Annotated in this window: 20 protein-coding genes and 1 pseudogene; 15 read left to right on the top strand and 6 right to left on the bottom strand. The window is 62.9% G+C overall.

Annotated features, from left to right (window positions below):
* Positions 1-544: 544 nt before the first annotated feature.
* From RBA40_RS07900 to RBA40_RS07890, 3 genes are all read left to right on the top strand, one after another.
* Positions 545-4255: an ATP-binding protein gene (locus tag RBA40_RS07900; RefSeq protein WP_306647337.1), complete on the top strand. Its 3711-nt coding sequence runs from the start codon at positions 545-547 to the stop codon at positions 4253-4255.
* 223 nt (positions 4256-4478) lie between these two features.
* Positions 4479-5168 carry a hypothetical protein gene (locus tag RBA40_RS07895; protein WP_306647335.1) on the top strand — a complete coding sequence of 230 codons (690 nt, stop codon included), beginning with the start codon at positions 4479-4481 and terminating at the stop codon, positions 5166-5168.
* Positions 5169-5265: 97 nt separating this feature from the next.
* On the top strand, positions 5266-6021 hold the full coding sequence (locus RBA40_RS07890; protein ID WP_306647333.1) for a GNAT family N-acetyltransferase: 756 nt from the start codon (positions 5266-5268) through the stop codon (positions 6019-6021).
* Positions 6022-6222: 201 nt separating this feature from the next.
* Here RBA40_RS07890 and RBA40_RS07885 read toward each other — a convergent pair whose 3' ends face one another.
* The 6 genes from RBA40_RS07885 to RBA40_RS07860 all read right to left on the bottom strand — a co-directional run bounded on the left by RBA40_RS07885 (position 6223) and on the right by RBA40_RS07860 (position 10725).
* Positions 6223-6510, bottom strand: a complete 288-nt coding sequence (locus RBA40_RS07885) for a hypothetical protein (RefSeq protein ID WP_054263205.1) — start codon at positions 6508-6510, stop codon at positions 6223-6225.
* Between the two features lie 175 nt (positions 6511-6685).
* Entirely contained in the window at positions 6686-7342 is a 657-nt protein-coding gene (locus RBA40_RS07880; protein ID WP_306647331.1) for an ABC transporter ATP-binding protein, read from the bottom strand.
* 39 nt (positions 7343-7381) lie between these two features.
* Positions 7382-8176, bottom strand: a complete 795-nt coding sequence (phnE, locus tag RBA40_RS07875) for a phosphonate ABC transporter, permease protein PhnE (protein ID WP_306647329.1) — start codon at positions 8174-8176, stop codon at positions 7382-7384.
* Positions 8173-9003, bottom strand: a complete 831-nt coding sequence (locus tag RBA40_RS07870; protein ID WP_306647327.1) for a PhnE/PtxC family ABC transporter permease — start codon at positions 9001-9003, stop codon at positions 8173-8175. The genes phnE and RBA40_RS07870 overlap by 4 nt, the downstream gene beginning before the upstream one ends.
* A 3-nt stretch (positions 9004-9006) precedes the next feature.
* The gene (locus RBA40_RS07865; protein ID WP_306647325.1) at positions 9007-9822 is read right to left on the bottom strand and encodes a phosphonate ABC transporter ATP-binding protein; all 816 of its coding nucleotides are present in this window, start codon (positions 9820-9822) and stop codon (positions 9007-9009) included.
* 15 nt (positions 9823-9837) lie between these two features.
* A complete protein-coding gene (locus RBA40_RS07860) occupies positions 9838-10725 on the bottom strand; it encodes a putative selenate ABC transporter substrate-binding protein (RefSeq protein WP_306647323.1) in 888 nt (295 codons plus the stop codon).
* Between the two features lie 136 nt (positions 10726-10861).
* Here RBA40_RS07860 and egtD point away from each other — a divergent pair, with 136 nt between their 5' ends.
* From egtD to RBA40_RS07800, 12 genes and pseudogenes are all read left to right on the top strand, one after another.
* Positions 10862-11827, top strand: a complete 966-nt coding sequence (gene egtD / locus RBA40_RS07855) for an L-histidine N(alpha)-methyltransferase (RefSeq protein ID WP_306647470.1) — start codon at positions 10862-10864, stop codon at positions 11825-11827.
* 2 nt (positions 11828-11829) lie between these two features.
* On the top strand, positions 11830-13035 hold the full coding sequence (gene egtB, locus RBA40_RS07850) for an ergothioneine biosynthesis protein EgtB (RefSeq protein ID WP_374710467.1): 1206 nt from the start codon (positions 11830-11832) through the stop codon (positions 13033-13035).
* Positions 13032-13967 (top strand): YihY/virulence factor BrkB family protein, encoded by a 936-nt coding sequence (locus tag RBA40_RS07845; RefSeq protein ID WP_306647319.1) that lies wholly within the window; start codon positions 13032-13034, stop codon positions 13965-13967. Before egtB ends, RBA40_RS07845 begins: the two co-directional genes overlap by 4 nt.
* A 1026-nt stretch (positions 13968-14993) precedes the next feature.
* Positions 14994-16295, top strand: a pseudogene (locus RBA40_RS07840) (type VI secretion system Vgr family protein); the annotation flags it as partial.
* A 60-nt stretch (positions 16296-16355) separates the two neighbouring features.
* On the top strand, positions 16356-17522 hold the full coding sequence (locus RBA40_RS07835; RefSeq protein ID WP_306647317.1) for a DUF2169 family type VI secretion system accessory protein: 1167 nt from the start codon (positions 16356-16358) through the stop codon (positions 17520-17522).
* Positions 17519-19150: a putative adhesin gene (locus tag RBA40_RS07830; protein WP_306647315.1), complete on the top strand. Its 1632-nt coding sequence runs from the start codon at positions 17519-17521 to the stop codon at positions 19148-19150. The genes RBA40_RS07835 and RBA40_RS07830 overlap by 4 nt, the downstream gene beginning before the upstream one ends.
* 321 nt (positions 19151-19471) lie before the next feature.
* Entirely contained in the window at positions 19472-19756 is a 285-nt protein-coding gene (locus RBA40_RS07825) for a hypothetical protein (RefSeq protein ID WP_306647313.1), read from the top strand.
* Positions 19757-19953: 197 nt separating this feature from the next.
* Positions 19954-20325 (top strand): hypothetical protein, encoded by a 372-nt coding sequence (locus tag RBA40_RS07820; RefSeq protein ID WP_306647312.1) that lies wholly within the window; start codon positions 19954-19956, stop codon positions 20323-20325.
* Between the two features lie 40 nt (positions 20326-20365).
* On the top strand, positions 20366-21499 hold the full coding sequence (locus RBA40_RS07815; RefSeq protein ID WP_306647311.1) for a DUF5694 domain-containing protein: 1134 nt from the start codon (positions 20366-20368) through the stop codon (positions 21497-21499).
* 56 nt (positions 21500-21555) lie between these two features.
* On the top strand, positions 21556-21894 hold the full coding sequence (locus RBA40_RS07810; protein WP_306647310.1) for a hypothetical protein: 339 nt from the start codon (positions 21556-21558) through the stop codon (positions 21892-21894).
* Between the two features lie 68 nt (positions 21895-21962).
* Entirely contained in the window at positions 21963-22409 is a 447-nt protein-coding gene (locus tag RBA40_RS07805; protein WP_306647309.1) for an SUKH-3 domain-containing protein, read from the top strand.
* Positions 22410-22510: 101 nt separating this feature from the next.
* A complete protein-coding gene (locus tag RBA40_RS07800; RefSeq protein ID WP_306647307.1) occupies positions 22511-23191 on the top strand; it encodes a haloacid dehalogenase type II in 681 nt (226 codons plus the stop codon).
* The last annotated feature ends 25 nt before the right edge of the window (positions 23192-23216 follow it).

Genomic DNA, 23216 nt, shown 5'->3' with positions numbered 1-23216 from the left:
CTGAGTTACCCGGCGCACGGCATGACTCCCGGCCGGCGGCAAGCATCATGAAATCCGAGTGTCACCACATGGGTTCGACAGCCCCTTCCGGTCGATACACCTTGGCGACCCGGCCTGCTGTGGCGATGTAAAGCGCGGGACAGAACGCAGGCATGCATGGAGTGTCGAGCACCATTTCAAGAAGCTGCACAACATGAGGCTTAGTCTAGAACGCTGAAAACGCGAAGCCGCGATCTGCATCCAGCGCTTAAGCCAGCCGTTTCGTGCGGCGCTGCGCCACGGTTGGCGGCCGGTTGAAGCGCGCCGATCACCCGCAGGGAAAGCGGGGCACGGCACGTTGCGGTGGTTTTGCTGGAGCAGTTGCTGCCGGGCAGTTGCGGCCGGGCCGGCACACCGAAGGCGCGGTGGCTGACTTTGCCATGGCCCAGCAGGGTAAACAGGGCGCAATATGCATGATTTTTGTATCAAACGACCATCGGTAGTGGCATAATTGCCACCGCCTGAACGGAGAACGGCGTTTGTACGACAAAAACAAGAGGTGACCTTGACCCAGGCCCCGGACGGATACACCGTGATCGATACCTTGCGCGCGGACGAGCAGTTCGTCCTGCTGCGCGCGGCGCGCGACGCCGACCGCTTGCCGGTGCTGCTGCTGGCAGCGCACGGCGCGGCGCCCCATGCTACTGCGCTCCTGGAGCACGAATACGCCCTGCGCGAGGTGCTCGACGGCGCGTGGGCCGCCACGCCGCTGGCGCTGCTGCATGGTCACGCAAGCGCCACCCTGGTGCTGGCCGACAGCGGCGGCGCGCCGCTCGAGCTGTCCGCAACTCCCCTCGATCTGCCCGATTTCCTGGCGCAGGCGGCCGCGATCACGCTGGCAGTGTCGTATTCGCACCACAGTCGCCTGGTCCACCGCGACCTCGCCGCCCACCATATCTTGTTCGATCCGGCCACCGCCGGGGTGCGCCTGACCGGCTTCGGCATGGCCACGCCGCTCAATGGTCCGGACGACCCCCAGGCCGACCTGGTGCGGCTCGGCCTGATCCTGTATCACATGCTGTGCGGCGCCGCGGCGCAGGCAGGCGGCGACGGCGCGCCCGAGCCGCTCGCGCCGCACCGGCGCCGTCCGGGCGTGGACCGCATCTGTTCTTCGATCGTCGCGCGGCTGCTGGCCGCCGACCCGGCGCAGCGCTACCAGAGCGCGGCCGGGCTGTACGCCGACCTGCAGCACTGCCGTTCGATGCTCGAAGCGCAGGGCCGGGTCGAGCCCTTCGTGCTGGGCTGCCACGACGGCGCCCTGCGCGTGCGCATTCCGGCGGCGCTGGTCGGACGCGCGCCGCAACTGGCGCTGCTGGACGAATCCTTGCGCCACGCGGCCGCCGGCGGCGCGCCCCAGCTGGTACTGGTGTCGGGACGCGCCGGCACCGGCAAGTCGGCCCTGGTGGCGGCCCTGCGCCGCTCCGACGCGGCCCAGGGCGCCACCATCATCGCCGGCAAATTCGACCAGCGCCAGCGCGACATTCCGTACGCCACCCTGGCCCAGGCTTTCCAGGGGCTGGTGCGCGAACGCCTGCGCGAGGAGCCGGCCGTGCTGGCGGCCTGGCGCGCCGCGCTGCGGGAGGCCCTCGGCCCCAACGCGCGCCTGATGCTCGACCTCATTCCCGAGCTGGCGCTGGTGATCGGCGAGCACGCCAGCCCGCCGCCGCTGGCGCCCCCGGAAGCGCAGAGCCGTTTCGATGGCGTGTTCCGGCGCTTCCTGCAAGCGTGCCGCCGTCCCGGCACGGCGCTGCTGCTATGCCTTGACGACGTCCAGTGGATCGATCCGGCCAGCCTGAAACTGCTGTCGCACCTGCTGACCCACCGCGGCATGGACCACATGCTGGCGATCTGCGCCTGGCGCACGCGCGAGGCGAGCGGCGCGCATCCGATGGCGCTGCCGCGCGACGCCATGCTGGCCAACGGCGCGCAGGTGCGCGAGGTGGTGCTCGAAGCGCTCGACCGCGCCGAGGCCTGCGAACTGGTGGCCGCGGCGCTCGATTGCGAAAACGCCGAAGCGGCCCCGCTGGCGGCGCTGGTGTTCCCCAAGACGGCCGGCAATCCGTTTTTCACCTTGCAGTTCCTGACCCGCCTGGGCGAAAACCGCCTGCTGCGCTTCAACGACAGCGCCGCCTGCTGGGAGTGGGATGCGCAAGCGATCCAGGCCAGGGAGTTTTCCGACAACGTGGTCGAGCTGATGGTGGCGCGCCTGGGCCAGCTGCCAGGCTGCACGCTCGACCTGGTCAAGCTGCTGGCCTGCCTGGGCCCCGATTGCGGACTCGATACGATCGCACTGGTGTCGGGCATGTCGCTGCTGGAAACGGACGAATATCTGTGGCCGGCCGCGCGCCTCGGGCTGATCGTGCGCGAGCCGGGCAATTACCGCTTTGCCCACGACCGGGTGCAGGAGGGCGCGTATTCGATGATCGCGGCGTCCTCGCTGCCCGAGCGGCATCTGCATATCGGGCGCCTGCTGCTGGAAAACGTGGCGCCCGGATCGCTCGACAAGCACGTGTTCGACATCGTGCACCACCTGAACCGCGCGCGCGCGGCCATGCGCGACACGGCCGAACTGCGCGAGCTGGCGCGCCTGAACGCGCTGGCCGGCACGCGCGCGCGCAACGCCATCGCCTACGATTCGGCGCGCAATTACTTTTCGCTGGCGGCCGCGCTCACGCCCGCGCGCGCCTGGAAAGATGACCTCGACGGCACCTACGCCATGTACGCCGCGCTGGCCGAATGCGAATACCTGTGCGGCCACCTGGAGCGTGCCGGGCGCCTGTTCGAGCTGCTGGTCGAGCAGTCCCGTTCGCGCATCGACCTGGCGCGCGTGGCGCTGCTGCGCGTGGCCGTGTACCAGCTGCGCGAGCGCTTCGACCAGGCGGTGGCGGTGGCCCTCGATGCGCTGGCGCTGTTCGGCGTGACCTTCCCGGCCACGCGCGCTGAAATCGACTGGGCCCTGCGCGAGGAACGCGCCGCCATCGACGCGCGCATGGCCGGGCGCAGCATCGACAGCCTGCGCGACGAGCCGGCCAGCACCGATCCGGAAGTGGCGATCGTGACCGAGCTGTTGTCCGATATCGGTTCGCCCGTGTTCGCGGTACGTCCCGAACTGTATTTTCTGCTGGCCGCCAAGGCGCTCAATTACACGCTCACGCACGGGAGCAGCGAGTCGAGCTGCATGATTTACTCGCGCTACGCGATCCTGCTGGTGTCGCTGGGCGCGATCGAGGATGCGTTTGCGTTTTCGGCGCTGGCCATCGAACAGGTGCAGTTCAATGCGCCGCCGTCCAAGCGCAGCGGGCGCCTGCGCTTCGTGCACGCGGCCTATATCCACTCGTGGCGCGATCCGATCGCCGCCAGCGTGGCACCGCTCGAGCAGGCTTTTGCCAGTTGCGAGCGCGCCGGCGACCTGCCGCACGCCGGTTATTCGGCCCACGTCGCGACCTGGAATGCGTTCGAGGCCGGGTTGCCGCTGGCCGACGTACGCCGGATGGCGGAGCACTACCAGGGCTTCGCGCGGCGCCACGGCAACCACGCGCTGGTGCGCCTGTTGCGCGGCTACGAGCAACTCGCGCTGACCCTGATGGGCGAGGATGGGCATGGCGAAGACGGCGCGGCCGGCGCCATCGCCGTCATCGGCCAGGGCAGTTTCGGCGCGTCGCGCGCGCGCTATCTGCTGATGCAGCAGGTGCTGGCGTTCGCTTTCGGGCGTTACGAGGAGGCGCTGGCGGCATCCGAGGCAGCGGCGGCCAACCTGCATTTTTTCCTGGCCTCGCTCAACGAGACCACGCATCATTTCTATCATGCGCTGGCGATGACGGCGGTGTACCGCACGGCGCCGCCGGCGCGGCGGCGGCGCCTGCTCGAAGCGGTGTGCGACAAGCACGCGCTGCTGGCCGGCTGGGCGGCCTCGTGCCCGGTCAATTTCGCCAGCCGCCACCTGCTGGTCGGCGCCGAACTGGCGCGCATCGACGGCAATCCGTCTGGCGCCATGCGCGGCTACGAGGATGCCATCGCGGCGGCCATGGAGGGCGGCTTCGTGCAGAACGCGGCGCTGGCGTGCGAACTGGCGGCGGCCTGCTGCCGCGAACGCGGAGCCGCCTTTGATGCCATCGACTACGGCCGCCGCGCGCTGCGGGCCTGGGATGCCTGGGGCGCCCAGGCCAAGGTGCGCGACCTGCTGCGGCGCTTCCCGGAACTGGCGGCGGACGCCTGAGTTGGCGAAGCGACATGCGGACGCGCGGCCAAATGACGTCAGCGTGCAAATATTTCCGCATGGAATGTGATCCAGCTCAATATCCGGAGCTTGGCGCGGCCACTTGTGCGATATTCGGCGTCAAGTTGCCGTAAGGTTGTACGAACTCAAGAAAAGTGCTGCGCGTCGGCAATTGAGTAAATCGTATATACTGTTTAAATCGATATCAAGACGGAGTTATTCAATGGCCAAGACTGCAAGCGAAAAAACCAACGGACACACGATCGCGGAGCTGAAGGCGGCTGCCCCGGCAACGCGCGCTGCCAAGACGGCGCCGAAAAAGACGGCTGGCGCGGCGGCGGTGAAGAAGGCGGCACCTGCCCGGACCGTGGCCAGGGCCAAGGCCGAGGCCGAGATCAAGCCGGCCGCACGCAAGAGCATCGCCGCCAAGGAGCCGGTGAAGGCGATTGCGCCGGCACGCGCCAAGGCGGCACCAAAGGCGGTAGCGAAGGCAGCACCGAAAACGGCAGCGAAGGCGGCACCGAAAACGGCAGCGAAGGCGGCACCGAAAACGGCAGCGGCTGCGCCGGCAAAGGCCGCGGTCAAACCGGCACCGAAAAGCGTCACCGGCAAGGCCGCCAAGCTGGCGCCGAAGCTGGCAGCGGGTGTCGCGCCGGATGGCGATGCCGACGTTGGAATGCGCGACAAGGCGCGCAAGGCCAAGCTGGTGCGCGACAGCTTCACCATGCCGGAGCAGGAGTACGCGGTGCTCGGCCAGGTCAAGAAAGCCTGCCTGAAAGCCGGCTTCGAGATCAAGAAAAGCGAATTGCTGCGCATCGGCGTGGCGCTGATCAGCGACCTCGATATCGCCACCCTGCAAAAGGTGCTGTCGAGCCTTCCGCAGCTCAAGACCGGCCGCCCGAAAAGCGAATAAGCCGCGCGCCGCGTGTCATCTGCCTGACACGCGGCTGTCATTTGCCTGACAAATTACGCAGTTAGGCTGTGCTTCGTCGCCACTGAAAGGACGAAGCATGCAAAACCTCCATCCCCACCTGGATACGAAACCGGCCGCGCCGCGGCTGCTCCTTAGCCTGGCATCGACGCCGGCCGAAGTGCGCGAAGTGCAGCGACTGCGCTACAAGGTTTTCATCGAAACGATGGGTTTGTCCGCGCTGGCCAATGCCGAGCGGCTCGACCGCGATGAATTCGACGAGCACTGTGAACATCTGATCGTACGCGACGCGTCCACCCTCAAGGTGGTGGGCACCTACCGCGTATTGAGTCCGTCGAGGGCGCGCCGGATCGGCCGCCTGTATGCCGAAAACGAATTCGACCTGGGCCGCCTGAACCATCTGCGCAACCGCATCATCGAAGCGGGGCGCGCCTGCATCCACCCCAAATACCGCGGCGGCAGCGTGATCATGCTGCTGTGGGCCGGCCTGGCCGAATGCATGCGGCGCGAGCGCTGCGGTTTCCTGGCCGGCTGCGCCAGCATGAGCGTGGCCGACGGCGGCCATAACGCGGCCGGCGTGTACCGGCAGCTGATCGGCAAGCACGCCGCGCCGGCCGAATACCGGGTCACGCCGCACCTGCCATTTCCGGTAGGGGCGTTGGAAGCGGCCGGCACGGTGCAGGTGCCGGCGCTGGTCAAGGGCTACGTGCGATCGGGCGCTTGGCTGTGCGGCGAGCCGGCCTGGGATCCTGATTTCGAGAGTGCGGATTTGTTCCTGCTGCTGCCGCTGGCGAACCTGGACAGCCGCTACGCGAAGCACTACGGGATGGAATAGCTGGTGTCCGCACGGGGGCTCGGTGGGGATGCAGCGGGACTGCGCAAGCGGTACTGCATAGCGACGTCTGCGCCATGGGGGGACGCAGCGATACAACTTGATAAATACAACTTGATAAATACAACTTGATAAATACAACATGACAAATACAACGGGCGCCGGACAATGCGCTGCCGGCGCCAGGCAGCTGTGCAGAACTGCCTAGTGCATTGACGCGTTGGACAAATCCTTCAAGTCGCGGATACTCATATCCGACTTTTCGTGCATGCGCAGCAAAATCGTCGCACCCACGGCCAGTTTTCGATGGCGGATCTTGCTGATGATTGGCGGCTGGACTTCCAGCACGCGGCACAACTCCGCATCGTTCTTGAGGTTCATTTTTTCGATCAAGGTGTCGAGCAGCTTGTTCGGCACAAAGCTCGATGGTTCGAGCGCTCGAGCGCGGTTCATCGCCTCGATCATTTCCAGTTTCTTTTGCCGTACGTTCATCGTACTCCTCCAAAGATTATTTTTTCATTGATGGGGGACTGATCGACTGTTGGTCAACTTCAACCCGTTTGTTACATTCTGATATATTTCATGCACCACGGGTTTGTTCCGATGATACTACCGAAAGAATATACTCGCAGCAAAGTTGATAAATTAAACGACGGAAATGCGGCTTTTAGCGCACATCTTGCACAAAATGCAATCCCGAGCGGGTCAAAATGAGGGTTTTGTCCGCCTGCGCGGCCGCGGCGTGAGAATGTGTGACCATTATTGCACTGGCGCCGCTTGCTTTTACTTCGTCGCGCAGCAACGCCAGGATGCTGTCGGCGGTCTCCGGGTCGAGATTGCCGGTCGGCTCATCGGCCAGCACCAGGGCCGGGCGGTGCACCAGTGCGCGCGCGATCGCCACGCGCTGCATTTCGCCGCCGGACAGCTGGCGCGGAAAATCGCCGCCCCGTCCGCCCAGGCCGACCGCGGCCAGCATGGCGCCGGCGCGTTCCTGGCTCTGGCCATTCAATAACAGGGGCAGGGCCACGTTCTGCTCCAGGGTCAGGTGCGGCAGCACGTGGAAGGCCTGGAAGATGAAGCCCATGCGGGTCCGGCGCAGGCTGGTGGCGGCATTGTCGTCGAGCGCCGACATCGGCTGGCTGTCGATCACGATGTCGCCGCTGTCGGGCGCATCGAGGCCGGCGATGAGGTTCAGCAGGGTCGACTTGCCGACCCCCGACTCGCCCATGATGGCGACGAATTCGCCGGCCTTGAATTGGTGCGAGAGGCGGTTGAGCACCGGACGGCCGTTGTAGGTTTTGGCGAGATCGCGCAGTTCGAGCATGAGGAATACCTGGTGAAGGAGGGTGGGCTGGCCGCAGGCCTAGCGGGTGAGGGCGCGCCGCAGCGCAAAGCTGGCGGCGTCGACCAGCGCGACGAGCAGCAGCATGGCGATGATGACGGTGGCCGCGTTTTGCATCTGGAACAGCGACAGGTGAAACTTGAGCATCTGACCGAGCCCGCCGGCGCCGACCACGCCGAGCACCGCGGCGGCGCGGATATTGTTCTCCCAGCGGTACAGGGTGTACGACAGCATCTGGGGCAGCGTTTGCGGCATGGTGGCATACAAAAAGGCCGCCGCCGGCGCGGCGCCGTTGGTGAGCAGGGTGGCTTCCGGATGCGGGTCGGCGTTTTCGAGCGCGTCGGCGAACAGGCGTCCCAGCACGCCGCTGGTGTGCGCGGCCAGCGCCAGGGTGCCGGCGAACGGCCCCAGGCCGGCCGCCACCAGCAGCAGCGAGGCCCACACCAGTTCCGGAATCGAGCGCAGTACGTTGAGCAGGCCGCGCGCGAGGACGCGCTGCACCTTGCCCAGGCGCCCGGCGCCGGCGATCGCCAGCGCCATGCCGCCGGCGACCGCCAGCAAGGTGCCGATGGCCGACATCGACAGCGTCTCGGCGGCCGCCAGCGCGGTCTTGCGCAGGAAGGCCGGGGCGGTTTCGGGCGGGGTAAAGCCGGCCAGGAATTCGGTGGTCACCGCGAGCGCGTCGGGCGAGAAGAAGGCCGACCATTGCAGCTGCAGCGAGGCGAAACTGGCGACGACGAGCGCCACGATGGCCCCCGCCAGCAGCCAGGTGGAGAGGCGGCGCGGCGGCGCCGGAGGCAGGAGGCGCGCGCTCATCCGAGCCTGCGGCGCAGCAGCTTGGACACGGCATCGGCCAGGGCGACCAGCAGCACGAACACGATCAGCATGGTGCACACTTCGCCGCCGGCCATCATGCGGGTCGATTCATCCATGCGCTGACCGAGCCCGCCGGCGCCGACAAAGCCGATTACCGCCGAGCCGCGGATGGCGCACTCCCAGCGGTACACGGTGTACGAGACCAGTTCGGCGCTCGATTCCGGCAGCGCCCCGTACAGGAGCGCGGCCAGGCGCGAACTGCCGTTGGCCAGCAGCGCCCCGGTGGCATGGGCGTCGGTCGATTCGACAATTTCGGCGTACACCTTGCCCAGCATGCCGCTGTAGGTGAGCGCGATGGCCAGCACGCCGGCCGTCGGCCCCAGGCCGACCACGCGCACGAACAGGATCGCCCACACCAGTTCGGGCACGCTGCGCAGCAGCACCAGCACCCAGCGCACCAGCTGGCGCAGCAGGCGGGCCGCCCAGTGCATGCGCACGGTGCCCAGGCGCGAGATGGACAGGCGTTCGGTGACGATCAGGGTCGCCGGAATGGCGCCGAGCAGGGCCAGGGTCAGGCCGGCGGTGGCAATGGCCACCGTCTGCCAGGTTTCGCGCAGTACCATCGCCAGGAATTCGGGCTCCAGCGCGGGCTTGAGAAAGCCGGCCAGGAACTGGCTGGCCGCGGCCAGGCTTTGCAGGTCGAACAGGATCCAGGGCTTGAATTCGCTAAACACCAGGGCCGGCCACAGCACGGCCGTGCCGATGGCGAGCATGGCCAGGCGCGCGCGCCAGGCCGGGTCGGGATGGTGGACGGTTGCCGCGGGCATGCGTCAGAAGCAGGCGCCGACGGCCAGCCGTTCGGGCGTTTCGTGCGGCTGCGGTGCGTGCGTCACCATGGCTTCATTCTGGTAGAGCGCCGCGATCATCCCGTCGCTGACGTCTTCGCGCGCGGCGTCGAACACGATGCGCCCGTCGCGCAGGCCGACGATGCGCGGGAAATGGGCGCGCGCCATGTCGACCTGGTGCAGGCTGCATATCAGCGTGGCATTGCGGTGCGCCGCTTCCTGCTGCAGGGTGCCGATCGTCATCCGGGACAGCGCCGGGTCGAGCGCGGAGAGCGGCTCGTCGACCAGGAACACGCGGGCCGATGAGAGCAGCAGGCGCGCCAGGCCGCAGCGCTGGCGCTCGCCGCCGGAGAGGCGGTCGACGCGCGCATACAGTTTGTCGCCCAGGCCGAAGCGCACCAGGGCCGCGTGGACCGCATCGGGATCGGCCGGCTTGAACAGGGACGCGAGCGCCTGGCCCAGGGTCCATTCGGGCAGGCGCGCCGCCAGCACCGCCGTGACCACACGCTGGCGCGGCGGCAGGGGCGGCGTTTGCGGCGCCAGGAACAGGCTGGCGCGCAGCTTGTGACGCGCCGCGCCGGACAGGGCCCACGGATCCTCGCCGAGCACCTGCAGGGTGCCGCCGGCCGGCGCGTGGGCGCAGGCGAGGGTGGCCAGCAGGGTGGTCTTGCCGGCCCCGGACGGACCAATCACGGCCAGCTGCTCACCCTGCGCCACGGCCAGGTCGATCTCGTGCAAGGCGGGTGCTTGGGCGCCGGCCAGGTGACGCACGGTGAGCTTGCCGAGGCGGTAGGAGTCCATGCGCGCGTACTGTGCTTACTTGAGCAGCTTGGCGCTGCGCGCGGCCGCATCGATGGCGCTGTAGTTTTCGGGCTTGGTCGGCACGAACTTGCTGGCTTTTTGCAGTTCGAGGATTTCCTTGCCTTCCGGGGTCGACTTGTCGAGGGCGAGGAAGGCGTCGGTCAGCTTCTTCTTCATCGGCGCGGGCATGTCGGCGTGCACGGTCCAGTTGTAGTCGAAGTAGCCCGGGGTGGTGTAGAACACGCGCACGGCGGCGGGGTCGACCTTCTTCTCGGCGACCAGCTTTTCCCAGACCGAGATATTCAGCGCGCCGGCATCGACCTTGCCGCCGGCGACAGCGGCCACGGTGGCGTCGTGCGCGCCGGAGTAGGCCACGCGCTTGAGATCCGCGTCCGGATCGATTTTCGCGGCCAGCATGTAGGAGCGCGGCATCAGGTGACCCGAGGTGGACGACTCGGAACCGAAGCTGAGGGTCTTGCCCTTGAGGTCATCGAGTTTCGTGATGTCGGCCTTGGTGGTGACGAACACCGAGCGGAAGGCGGTGTCTTCCTGGCGCTGCACCAGCGGCGTGACCTTGCCCTTGCTGCGCACATTGGCCTGCACAAAAGTAAAGCCGCCGAACCAGACCAGGTCGAGGCGCTTGTTGACCAGTCCCTCGACCGCGGCCGGGTAATCGGTGACAGGTGTGAATTCGACTTTCAGGCCGGTGGCCTTGGCCAGGTAGTCGCCCAGCGGCTTGAACTTGCGTTGCAATTCGGTCGGCGCTTCGTCGGGAATGGCGGACACGCGCAGCACGCCCGGCGTGACCTGGGCGATGGCGCTGGCACTAGCCAGCAGCGCGGTGGCGGCCAATGATGCAGCCAGCATGGACTTGAGGGTGCGCAGGGCGGAGAAATGGGTCATGGTTGCCTATCGTAGGGAAGTGGGGTAGACGCCGGCCAGCGAGCACGCTTGAACGTTGGTCGGGCCGTTAAATACAGGATATTCAGCTATGATAACAAAAACACCAACGCAGCGATTTCGATTGACCACTACTCCTATGCCGACTTCCAGCCTTGCCGAAGCGCGCGATGCCCGCGCTGGTAGCGCCATCGCGTCCGAACTGACTGCCGGCCTGCTCGGCAGGAGTGCGGCGATCTCGCCCAAATTCCTCTACGACGCCCTCGGTTCCCGGCTGTTCGAGGCGATCTGCGAATTGCCCGAATATTATCCGACCCGCACCGAAGCGGCGATCGTGGCTCGCCACGGTGCCGACATCGCGCGCGCCGTGGGCGTGGGCAGCACGCTGATCGACCTGGGCGCGGGTAATTGCGCCAAGGCGGCGCGCCTGTTCCCCCTGCTGCATCCGGCCCAGTATGTGGCGATCGACATCTCCTACGATTTCCTGCGCGAGTCGATCGAACGCTTGCAGCAGCGCTTTCCGCATATCGAGATGACGGGGCTGGGACTGGATTTTTCGAGTCATCTCGATTTGCCGGGCGTGGTGCGGTCCGGGAAGCGCCTGTTCTTTTACCCTGGTTCCTCGATCGGCAATTACACGCCCGACGAAGCACGCGCTTTTCTGCGCCGCGCGCGCGCCGAGTGCGAGGATGACGGCGCGCTGCTGATCGGGATCGACCTGGTCAAGGATGCGGCCACGCTCGACGCAGCCTATGACGATGCGATCGGCGTCACGGCCGCCTTCAACCTGAACATCCTGCGCCACGTGAACCTGCTGATCGGCGCCGACTTCAACGTGGCGCAGTGGCGCCACCGCGGCTTTTTCAACGCCGACGAAAGCCGGGTCGAGATGCACCTCGAAGCGCGCGAAGCGTTGACCGTGCGCTGGCCGGGCGGGGAGCGCCGTTTCAGTGCGGGCGAGTCGATCCATACCGAAAACAGCTACAAGTACCGCCAGAGCGCGGCGGTGGGCCTGCTTGAACAATCCGGCTTTCAGAGCGTGCATGTGTGGACCGATCCGGACCAGTGGTTCGCGGTCATTTATGCGCGCGCCATTCCCCGATGAGCATGCGCGACCTTTACGACGGCGTGCGCAAACGCTCGCTGATGCTGGCGGAACCCTTGTCGGACGAAGACTGCGGCGCGCAGTCGATGGCCGACGCCAGTCCCGTCAAGTGGCACCTGGCGCACACCACGTGGTTTTTCGAGACCTTTATCCTGGAACGCTTCGAGGAAGGCTTCGCGCCGTTTCATCCGGCCTTCCGGGTGCTGTTCAACTCCTATTACAACGGTATCGGCGAGCGCCATCCGCGCGCCCAGCGTGGCGCGCTGACGCGTCCAGCCATGCGCGAGGTGCGCGCCTACCGCGCCAATGTGGATGCGCGCGTGGCGCGCCTGCTGGCGGCGCAGCCGGGCGACGAGCTGCTTGGCTTGCTGGAACTGGGCTTGCAGCATGAGCAGCAGCACCAGGAACTGATCCTCACCGACGTCAAGCACCTGCTGGCGCAGAACGCCATGTGGCCGGCCTATATGGATAGTGCCCTGGTGCGCGCGCAGGCCGGCGCGCCGCTGACGTGGATCAGCTTTGACGGCGGCGTGGCCGATATCGGCCACGCCGATGCCAGCTTCAGTTTCGACAACGAGCTGCCGCGCCATCGCCAGTATGTGGCGCCGTTTGCGCTGGCCTCGCGCCTGGTGACCAATGGCGAGTACCTGGCGTTCATCGAGGCGGGCGGCTATCGCGAGCCGGCCCTGTGGCTGTCCGAGGGCTGGGACTGCGTGGGCAATCTGAAGCTGGCGCACCCGCTGTACTGGCAGCGCGACGCGCACGGGCAGTGGCACGAATTTACGCTGCACGGATTGCAGCCGCTCGATGCGGCGCGTCCGGTGACGCATCTGTCGCTGTACGAGGCCGATGCGTTCGCGCACTCGATGGAGGCGCGCCTGCCGACCGAGGCGGAGTGGGAAGTGGCCGCCGCCGGCATCGACGCGGCGACCGGCGGCCTGCATCCGGCCGGCGCGCCGCAGGGCGCGGGGCTGACGCAAATGTTCGGCGAGTGCTGGCAGTGGACCAGCAGCAGCTACGCGCCGTATCCCGGCTATGCCTGCGCGCCCGGCGCGCTGGGCGAATACAACGGTAAATTCATGTTAAACCAGTATGTTCTGCGCGGTTCCTCGTGCGCCACGCCGCCCGGTCATGCGCGCGCCAGCTACCGCAACTTCTTCCCGGCCGGTGCGCGCTGGCAGTTCACCGGCATCAGGCTGGCGCGATGAAGGGCTCCAAGGGTCTGCGCTTGCGTATCTTGAACCGCCGCGCCAACGCGTACGTGCTTGGGCATCCGCTCGCCTTCGCGTGGCAGACGCTCAAGGGTTTCAAGGCCAACCAGGGCTTGCTGCTGGCCGGCGCGGTGGCGTATTACGCGCTGCTGTCGATCGTGCCGTTCCTGATGCTGGTGGTGGTGGCGCTGTCGCACTTCATCGACCAGGCCGAGTTGCTGGCGACGCTGGCGCGCTATCTGGAGTGGCTGGTGCCGGGGCAGTCCAACGCCATCGTGAAAGAACTGTCGCACTTCATGGACGACCGCGACCTGGTCACCTGGGTGCTGTTTGCCAGCATGCTGTTTTTTAGCTCGCTCGCGTTCACCGCGCTGGAAAATGCGATGAGCGTGATCTTCCATCACCGGGTTGCGATCCGGCGGCGGCACTTTTTGATCTCCGCGATCCTGCCTTACTGTTATATCCTGGCGCTCGGCGCCGGCATCATGATCGTCACCCTGGTGGCGGGCACGCTGCAGGTGATGGGCGAGGAGAGCGTGTGGTTTCTCGGCTACGAGTGGTCGCTCAACGGCGTGTCCGGGGTGCTGCTGTATTGCCTGGGGCTGACCGGCGAGATCCTGGTGCTCAGTTCCATCTACCTGGTGATGCCGGTGGGGCGGCTGTCGCTGTCGCACGCGCTCATTGGTGGTGTGACGGCGGCGCTGCTGTGGGAAATCGCACGCCATGTGCTGGTCTGGTACTTTTCGACCTTGTCGCAGGTAAACATGGTGTACGGCTCGATGACCACCGCCATCGTGGTCATGTTCAGTCTGGAGATCGGCGCGACCTTGCTGCTGTTCGGCGCGCAGGTGATTTCGGAGTACGAGCGGGCGGGGCGTAACGAGCAGCACAAGGAACCAATCCCGATGACCACACGCCCGGCGGAATAAATAATGAGACAAAGTTTGCTGCATCGCACAAACGTGTGATAGACTACGTTCAGTGGTGAGGTTCAACGAACCGAAACACTATCCAGAGTCTGCACCGCCGCGCAATATGTGTAATGTCGCAAAGGTAGATGGTTGCAATAGCATGGATTTGTAATTCCGAATACGGTAGTCGATTTACACGTCAGGGCACCACGCAGATAGCATGGGCGCCTGAGACACGATTAAAGCATTGGTAATACATTGGATTAGAGCTCGCTTCGGCGGGCTTTTTTTTCGTCTGCGCGGCGCCATTCAATGAAAAAGAGAGTTCCCCTCGACCCCGAAAGTCGGATCGAACGGCACATTGACGAAACATGTCGCCTGTCGCCGGTGCTTTGCCTCCACTGCGGTTTGATGTGGGAGAGCGACGATATCGGTTTCCTTCAATTAAGACGATAATGTTTGCTGCGCCGCACAATCATGTGCTACACTACGTTCAGTGGTGAGGTTCGAACGAACCGAAACCCTGTCCAAGGCCTGCACCGCCGCGCAATATGTGTAATGTCGCAAAGGTAGATGGTAGCAACAGCATGGATTTGTAATTCCGAATACGGTAGTCGATTTACACGTCAGGGCACCACGCAGATAGCATGGGCGCCTGAGACACGATTAAAGCATTGATAATACATTGGATTAGAGCTCGCTTCGGCGGGCTTTTTTTTCGCCTGAAATTCCGCCTCCGTCATCACCATCCATTTCAAGAACAACAATTTTCTTGCTCGTCTTTTGTTGTCTGATATGCTATAATTGTGGTCTTTTAGACCACAACGACGTTCGACACTTACGCTGATTGACGTGTTATTTCGTGAAGCCATCCGGCATTGCGTTGTGCATCCTCAGCGACATCATTGTTGATTCCTTGTACGTTTGTGGGCTGGCATCCCGGCTGTCTTCTACTCATCCTCGTTCCCTGTCCGGCCGCTCCCATGCGGACGGCCTGGGTCAACTGCGTGTCAAATTATTGTCCACCAAGAATCTCAAGCCCGCGAGTTCCTGGTGACGGCTGTTCATCATATCGCCAGCAACAATTACCACGTCAAGGACACCGCGGAGTCGCACTATGAAAACAAGCTGACCTGCATCCGCAAGATCATTCCGTTCAGGGCCAAGCGCGATCACAACAGCGTTGGGACCAAAATCCACGGCATCCAGAGCGCGACCGTCGTCGGTCCTGCCGGCGAAGAAATCCACACCGATGAATTTGGGCGCGTGCGGGTGCAGTTCCATTGGGACCGGGTTGGTGCCAGCGACGAAAAAAGCCCGGCCTGGATTCGGGTGGCGACGCCGTGGGCAGGAGCCAACTCCGGCGTGACGTCGATTCCGCGTATCGGTGCCGAAGTGCTGGTGCAGTTCATGGACGGCAATCCCGACCGGCCGATCATCACCGGCATGGTGCCCAACGCCGATACCATGCCGCCCTGGAATCTGCCAGCCAATAAGACCCAGAGCGGCATCCTGTCGCGTTCGACGCCCGGCGGCAGCAACGACAATGCCAACGCCTTGCGCTTCGAGGACAAGATGGGGCAGGAGCAGCTGTGGCTGCACGCCGAGAAAGACCAGTTGACCGAGGTCGAGCACGACGAGGACAAGTGGGTCGGCAACGACCGCCGCAAGACGATCGACCGCGATGAAACCAGTCACTTCAAGCGCGACCGCACCCAAACGGTGGACCGCGACGAGGCGGTCACCGTGCATCACGACCGCACCGAGACGGTCGGTAATGACGAGAGCATCGCCATCCACAATAACCGTCGCGAGCGCGTGGACCATGATGAAACGATCAGCATCGGCGAGAACCGCACGGAAGATGTGGGCAAGAACGAGACGCTGAGTATTGGCGCGAACCGCAGCAAAACCGTGGGCAAGAATCAGCAAGACAAGATCGGCAAGAACTGGTCGATCAATGTGGCCAAAATGAAGACCGAAACGATCGGCATGGCCTACATGCAAAACGTGGGCATGGGCCGCATGGACACGGTCGGCATGGGCTACAACCTGAATGTCGGCATGATCATGGCGACGATGGTGGGGCAGAGCCAGACCACGACCGTGGGAAAAACGGTGGCAATTTCCGCTGGCGAGCGGATCGAACTGGTGTGCGGAAAATCGAAGTTCGTGATGACGCCCGATGCCATTTACCTGGAGAGCAAGGAGGTCCACATCAAGACCGGCAGCAAAGTGCATATCGATGGCCCCGATGACGTGGCGCTCAACTCGGGCACGGCCAAATCGCCGCCCGGCGCTGACGAATCCGCTCATGCTGCGAAGCCCCCCGGTGGATGTTTCTGACATGGGCTTCCCTGTTAATCAGCGCGGCTGCGGCCGCCGCTTGCCGTGGAAGGAACGCGCATGATGCGGCCGCGAGCACGTGAACTGGCCAGCCTGAATGCCTCCTGCGCCACAGTCACCAATCACACCGGTGTTCCCCATTTCTGGTTTGAACAAACCGGACCGGAGGGTGAGCGGCTCGATGTGCTGGTGCTGCGCGCGACCTTCGATTTTGCATCCTGCGGCGCGGTTATGACACTGGCGCACACGCAGCAGGAAATCGTGCCGGGCGACGTCTACGCCGGCACCGACGGCAGCGCGGTGATGCGCGCCGTGGTCATCGACGATGGCGATGTGCTGCCGTACAAGCCGGGTACCGACGTGCTGGTCACCGGCAGCGCGAGCGCGCCGGATGGGATCGCGGCGAAGGAATGGATCGCGGGCATCCGCGTGGGTACGCTCAAGAAGCTGTTGCGTCTGCACGGTCCGCGTCAGTTTCGCAAGCAGATGATGGGATGGAGTCTGGGGCCGGCGCAGGCCGTAACAGAGGTGGCACTCGATTATCGCCTCGCGTACGGGGGCTGCATCGATATTCCGGCTGCGGTGACTGAGGACGGAAAAGCAGATTGGGTAGGGCATCCGGCCAACCCGGCCGGCTGCGGCTGGCTGCCGGATGCGGGTGCATACGCGCATCTGCCGCAGCGGGCACGCGCGCACGTCAAGAAATGGATCGCCGCGCAGAGGGAATTGGCGGCGTCCCAGATCGAGGATGCGGTCGAGGCTGTCGGCAATCCCTATGCGAACGTCGCACCGCAAGGATTTAGCGCCACCGCGCGCTGGTGGACGCCGCAGGCGGAGATGCAAGGCAAGTATGACGATATGTGGCGCAGCACCCGCTACCCGTTGTTGCCGAAGGAATTCGATTCGCGTTTTTTTCAGTGCGCGTCGCCCGGGCTGGTCGCCACGCCCCATCTGAAAGGCGATGAAACCGTCACAATGCTCGGCCTGCTGCCAGCCCGCTGCGAAATGAGTTTGCCCGGTTGGAAGATCATTGTTGCCGTTACCCGGGCCAGTGGCGTCGAGGAGATCAGCCTGCCCTTGCTCGATACGCTGCGGTTTGACCTTGCCACGCGGCAGGCGTCGCTCGTGTGGCGTACCCATTTCGATTTTGACGATCCGGTGCTCGATATTGTGATCGCGGCCACCACGGCGCAGATCGTCAGAAGGGCAACGTTGTCTTCCCTGTGAAGACGGTTGAAGACGGGATCGCTGAAACTCGTGCTTTAAGTGACGCAAAGCAGCGGCCTAAAGAGGTGCAGCAGAATGTGAATGAGCTTACGGACGGGCTCGACAAGCAGGAGAAGGCAGGCAAGCAGAAAGAGCAAGTAAAGCAGGGCACGCCGAAGAAGGCTGCGCAGACACGCCACATTGCGCACGTCGGAAATTGGCGTGCCGTGGCGATCGAGCCCGATCTGTGCCGCATCGGGAAATGTGTTGTTGCGTTTAACAGCTATTCGATCCTGCCTGAACTGACTGCCGGCGCGCCGAATGTCAAAGCGTGCGGGACCAGGGTGCTGCGCAAAGGGGATCTCATCAAGGGCGTGGAGGCGAATGCCGGCCACAACATCGCGTCAGGGAGATCGCTCGACACGGGTTACCTTGCCATTCTCGAGGGGCACCGGAATGTGAAGAGCAACGGTTTGCCGGTCGCCCGCCTCAACAGCCTGTGCAGGATTAACACCAATGAAAGCGGCGCGGTGGGGCCGCTTGCCAGGATGATGACCGTGGCTAAGCCAGTTGCGGCTGCGCCGGTGGCCGTGGCCGAGGAGCCACCGCCTGGCAAGCGCACGAGCAAGCGGCTGGAGGAACTCAAGGCGGAGAAAGCGAAGGTTGACGACGGGCTGCTCAACTTCGATACGTCGGACGAGTTCATCCGTTTTAAAGATCTCAATGCGATGGCGAACGATGCGATCGGGCAGATCAAGGCAGAACCCGGGACTTTAGTGGATCACGGCGCCCAAGCGGTGCGAGGGGGCGCGGGTTTTGTAAAGGATGTGTTCCTGGGGGTAGGGGAACTGGCATATGAGGGCGTCAAGGCGGTTCCGAAAACGCTGCAAAGCCGCTTGACTCCGTCGGGCTTCGCATCCGACATGCTGGATAATGCCATTTTGCTGGAGAATCTACGGATTGGGAATATCACGCCCGGGACAATCGGGCAGAGCGTACTCGACTTCGGCGCTGCGGTGGTGAAGCCGGTGGCTGACCCGTGGGTGAAGGGGCAGAAAACGGAAGCTATTGTACGGGGACTTGCTGAAACAGGGAGCGTGTTTGTAGGGTGGCTAAAAGGAGTTAATGCGAAAAAGGCAGTTGATGTGGCAAGGGCATCCCAACTGGCCGATGAAGCGGCACAAGTGGCAAATGCAGCGAAGGCTGCCAAGACGGGTGATGAAGTCGCGACCGTAAAATCTCCCGACGTAGTTGGCTCTGGAAATAGTGATGGCGTGCATATAAACGGAAGCGCGGCGAAGTCCAAGGAGCAGCCAATCACGCCAAAGAAGGATCCAGAGGCACGCCATCGGACTGGGAAAGATAACAATCAAAAAGAAAAAAATGAGACCAGCGAAGCCTCCGAGACGGTTGCGGCAAACGCAGAGTCTTCGCGTAAGGCTGGAGAGTACGATGTTCGGTATAGTGGTCATGGCGCCTACTCTCCAGAAAATGGAACTACTGTAGTGCCAAAAGGAACTGCGGTCACTTTCTTTTCAGAGCACGGTGCGACCATCAGTGATGATCTTGGAAACGTAATTGAAACCGGCGGTGACGTATCTGGTGTATATCAAAGAAAATACCAGCCGGGGGATGTGATGCCTGACTAAACTCTTCATCGTCCCGACGATCTGTCAATTAAAGGCACCCCTATAACGGTTTCGGTAGATACAAACCTCAGTCAGTTGTTGAAACCTGATATGGGGAATGTTTGTTGGGCTGCGTGTACTTGGGTTAAAGATTCACCGGCCCGCCATTTGATATTCCATACAGATGGGATTATCGATGAGCTTAAGGATGTATATTTTAAGAAATATTGAATGTTAGGATGATCATGAATCTGGAAGAAGTCAACAGGCTAATTTCCCAAGCTGCAAAAACGAAAAGAAATGAGGATTACGAGGCATTCTTTAATTCAGTCAAAGAACTTGATGTTTTTTTTCAACGTTGCCTGGGAGTTGCCCAACGAAGGTGGACGGGTTTCCACCCCGCTCATTGATGTTGGGGCGGATCTCCATGCTGTGCAGTTTTTCGTTTCGGAAAATAATGGTGATTTAAGAAGGCCATTTGGAGGTACCTCCTGGATGGGTGCCTTGAAGATGGTAATAAACATGCCGAAAGCCGATGGTATGATTATTCAAGGCGACGATTCAGCGTGGATAGCCGTGGATAAAAACACCATACGCAACCTCCTTTCTAAATTGCAATCGGCATAGTGCGAGAATTTTTAAAGAGTCGCTGAGATCGAACGGCGATATGTCTCCTACGGTCCGTAGTTTCCAGGGTTGTTGATGAGGGAAAGAGAAATGCGAATAATCAATATGGTTGAGCCTGTAGAGGCGGAAGGCGCGCTGTCAAAATTATTGAACTCGCAATGCCTTTCTCATCCTAAAATTATGCATTGGATTAAAAGATGAATTTGGAGAAAATAGATGCGTTGATTTCTAAAGCGGCAGCAACCAAGCGAGAGGGAGATTATGATGAATTTTTTGATTCAATGGAAGGAATCGATGTCTTTTTTAATGTGAAACCTGAATTTCCCGATGGGTCTGGCAGGATGGAAACTTCGACGGTTGAGGTGGCCTCGGGTTCCAGTGCTGTTGTCTTTTTCATCTCGAAAAAACATCCTAAAATTAAAGCTCCCTTCGCTGGTATGCCTTGGAAGAAAGCCCTGGAGATGGTTATAAAGATGCCGGACGTTGACGGCATGATCGTACAAGGTGGCGACTCCGCTTGGATAGGATTAAATAAAGTTAAAATGCACACCCTTCTTTCAAAATCTTAATTGGTGCGAAGTCATGTCTATGCCTCAAAAAACTTATTGCATGCAATACATACTCAACTATATCGAGTTTCGACGCCGACTTCATGTCAACTTTTTTGAACACTACACCAGGGAATGCAGCGTGAGCAAATGGACCAAATGGATCTGCGGAGTGATTGCCATACTGCCCTTCGCGGCGCAAGCGCAGGTCGACCTGACGACGCTCGATCGCGACATGGCCGGACCAAGGGCGCAAGTGCTGGTACTTGGCACCGTGCACCTGAGGTACATGCCGCCAGGCTTCGACCCCGCATCGCTTGAGGGCGTGCTCGGCCGGCTGGCGGCGTTCAAGCCCGACATCATCACCATCGAGACCGAATCGGGCGAGGAATGCGATCTCGCCGCGCGCCACGCTGCCAAGTACGGCGCCGATTATTGCCCCTCGACCGACGCGGCGATGGCGGCCACCGGGCTCGACGTTCCTGCGGCAATTGCCGAAGTCGACAAAACGCTCAAGGCCTGGCCGGTGCAAGCGACACCCGCGCAACGCCGGCGTCTCGGCGCGTTGTTTCTGGCGGCGAACGACCCCGCGTCGGCTTATGTGCAATGGCTGCAGTTGCCCGAAGCCGAACGTCGCGCCGGCGACAGCTTGAACGCTGCGCTGGTGGACAAGCTCGCAGACATCGGCAAGCGCAACAACGAGAGTTATCAGTTGGCCGCGCGCCTGGCTGCGCGCCTCGGACTGCAGCGGGTTCATGCCATCGACAACCACACCGGCGACCGCATCGATGTGCCGGACATCAAGGCCTTCCTCCGGCCGGTCGAGGCGGCTTGGGCCGTGGGCGGGGCGGCGCTGAAGGAGCGGCAGCAACAGGAGAAGATTCTGTCGCAGGCGCCCGACCTGCTGCCGCTGTACCGCACCATCAACGAACCGGACGGTCTGCGGGTGCTTGCCGAGGCCAACGTCGTTCCGGCCATGCGCGCGAAGTCCGCGGAAGGCTATCCGCAGATGTGGGTCGCCGGCTGGGAAATCCGCAACCTGCGCATGGTCGCGAACATCCGCGAAACCTTCCGCGAGCGCCCCGGCGCGCGCGTCCTTTCCATTGTCGGCGCCTCGCACAAGCCATGGTTCGACAGCTGGCTGGGCCAACTGCAGGGAGTCGATATCGTCGGCGTTGCGGGCGTGCTGAAGTGACGCGATGAAAGAGGCGCGACCGGGTACAAGACGGCGCGACGCCGGAAGGATGGCGAATGCAATTTATCTTTAGCGGAGACGCTTATCAAGTGGCCCGGGTAACGGGGCCGCAACATAACCTGTTGGGGATCTCGCTTGGCGACGGCACGGATGCGGTGGACGTCGTGGCATTGCCAATCAGAGCGGGCGACGCTGCCCGCATCGACCGCAATGATGTCCTCGCTCAGGTCATGGCGGGTTTGCAAACCGTGAACCATACGCTGGGAAAGCGCTATGCGATCTCGCGCATACTGTTCGTTCCTTCCGATACGCCCTCACCGTCCGTCTATGCATTGCTCACGGTTGAGCTGATCCAGAGGATCGACCAGCAGGGCGAATTCTTGGTCTTCGATTAGCTGCGATCAACCGTGCCGCTTGGTGCGGAGGAAACGGACCGAAGGCGAACGCATTGTTGAACATGAATATGCAATTTGAAAAAACAACCTTCGATTTGTTGAGAAAAATGGGATGGACTGAGCATCGCGCAGTCGACCCGGCGCCTTTTCTTGCATGTCTGCTCGCGGACGGCTATGAACTTTTTCCGAAGGTAAAGCCGTTTTTCCAGCGTTTTGGCGGACTCGGCGGCGATATGCCTGCCTACCGGGTCGCGGGTGCGTTCGATCGCATCGATTTTCACCCCGCGCACGCGATCAGCTGCACATGCCGCGAGCAGGTGAGCGCCTATGAAGCGCGCGTGCACCAGAAATTGGTGGTCATCGGGATGGCATATAACAGCCACATGACGCTGCTCCTGTCCGACACCGGGCGGATCTATGGCGGCTACGATGATTTTCTGTGCCTGATCGGAAACGACGTGCACGACGGGATCACCAATCTGTTCGACCGGCGCCAGATGCCGGAAGTCCTGTAGTTGAGCGCCTCGCTGTTCGATTCGATACAACAGCGCTCGCCGCATCCGCATGATTTCTCCTCGAAAATGGTACATTGACTGTACAGATGAGGAGTGTGCCCATGCAAAAAATCCACGCCATTATCTTTGACCTGTACGGCACCTTGTACGATGTGCACTCGGTGGCGCAAGCCTGCGAGGACGCCTATCCCGGCCACGGCGCCGCCATCGCGCAGCTGTGGCGCCAGACCCAGATGGACTACACCTGGCTGCGCAGCCTCATGGAGCGCTACGCCGATTTCGAGGCCGTCACCGAAGATGCCTTGCGCTTCACCTGCGCCAAGCTGGGCCTGTCGCTGCTGCCCGGCACCGCACGCCAGCTCAGCGACCAATACCTGCACCTGAACCCGCACCCCGACATGCCGCCCGCCCTGCGCCGCCTGCGCGACGCCGGCGTGCCCATGCTGATCGCCTCGAACGGCTCGCGCCGCACCATCAGCCAGGTGGTGGCGAACTCGGGCATGAAATGGGCCTTCGACCAGTTTGTCAGCGTCGACGACGTCGAGGCATTCAAACCGCACCGCAAGATTTACCTGCTGGCCGAGCAGCGCGCCGGCCATCCGCGCGAAAACATCCTGTACGTCTCGGCCAACGGCTGGGACGCGAGTGCGGCCAGTTTGTTCGGCTTTCCGGTATGCTGGGTCAACCGCGATGGCGGTCCGCTCGAAGAACTCGGCGCCGCGCCCACCGTGGTCGTGCCCGACCTGGCCGCCATGGCCGACTGGATGCTCGCTTGGCGCTGACAGCCGCATCGGCCAGATTACTGGA

Origin of the sequence: Massilia pseudoviolaceinigra, assembly GCF_030846505.1 — a bacterium.
Classification (GTDB): Bacteria; Pseudomonadota; Gammaproteobacteria; order Burkholderiales; family Burkholderiaceae_D; genus Telluria_A; species Telluria_A violaceinigra.
The sequence above is the reverse complement of the archived record's forward strand: the minus strand, read 5'-3'. Positions and strand labels throughout refer to the sequence as shown.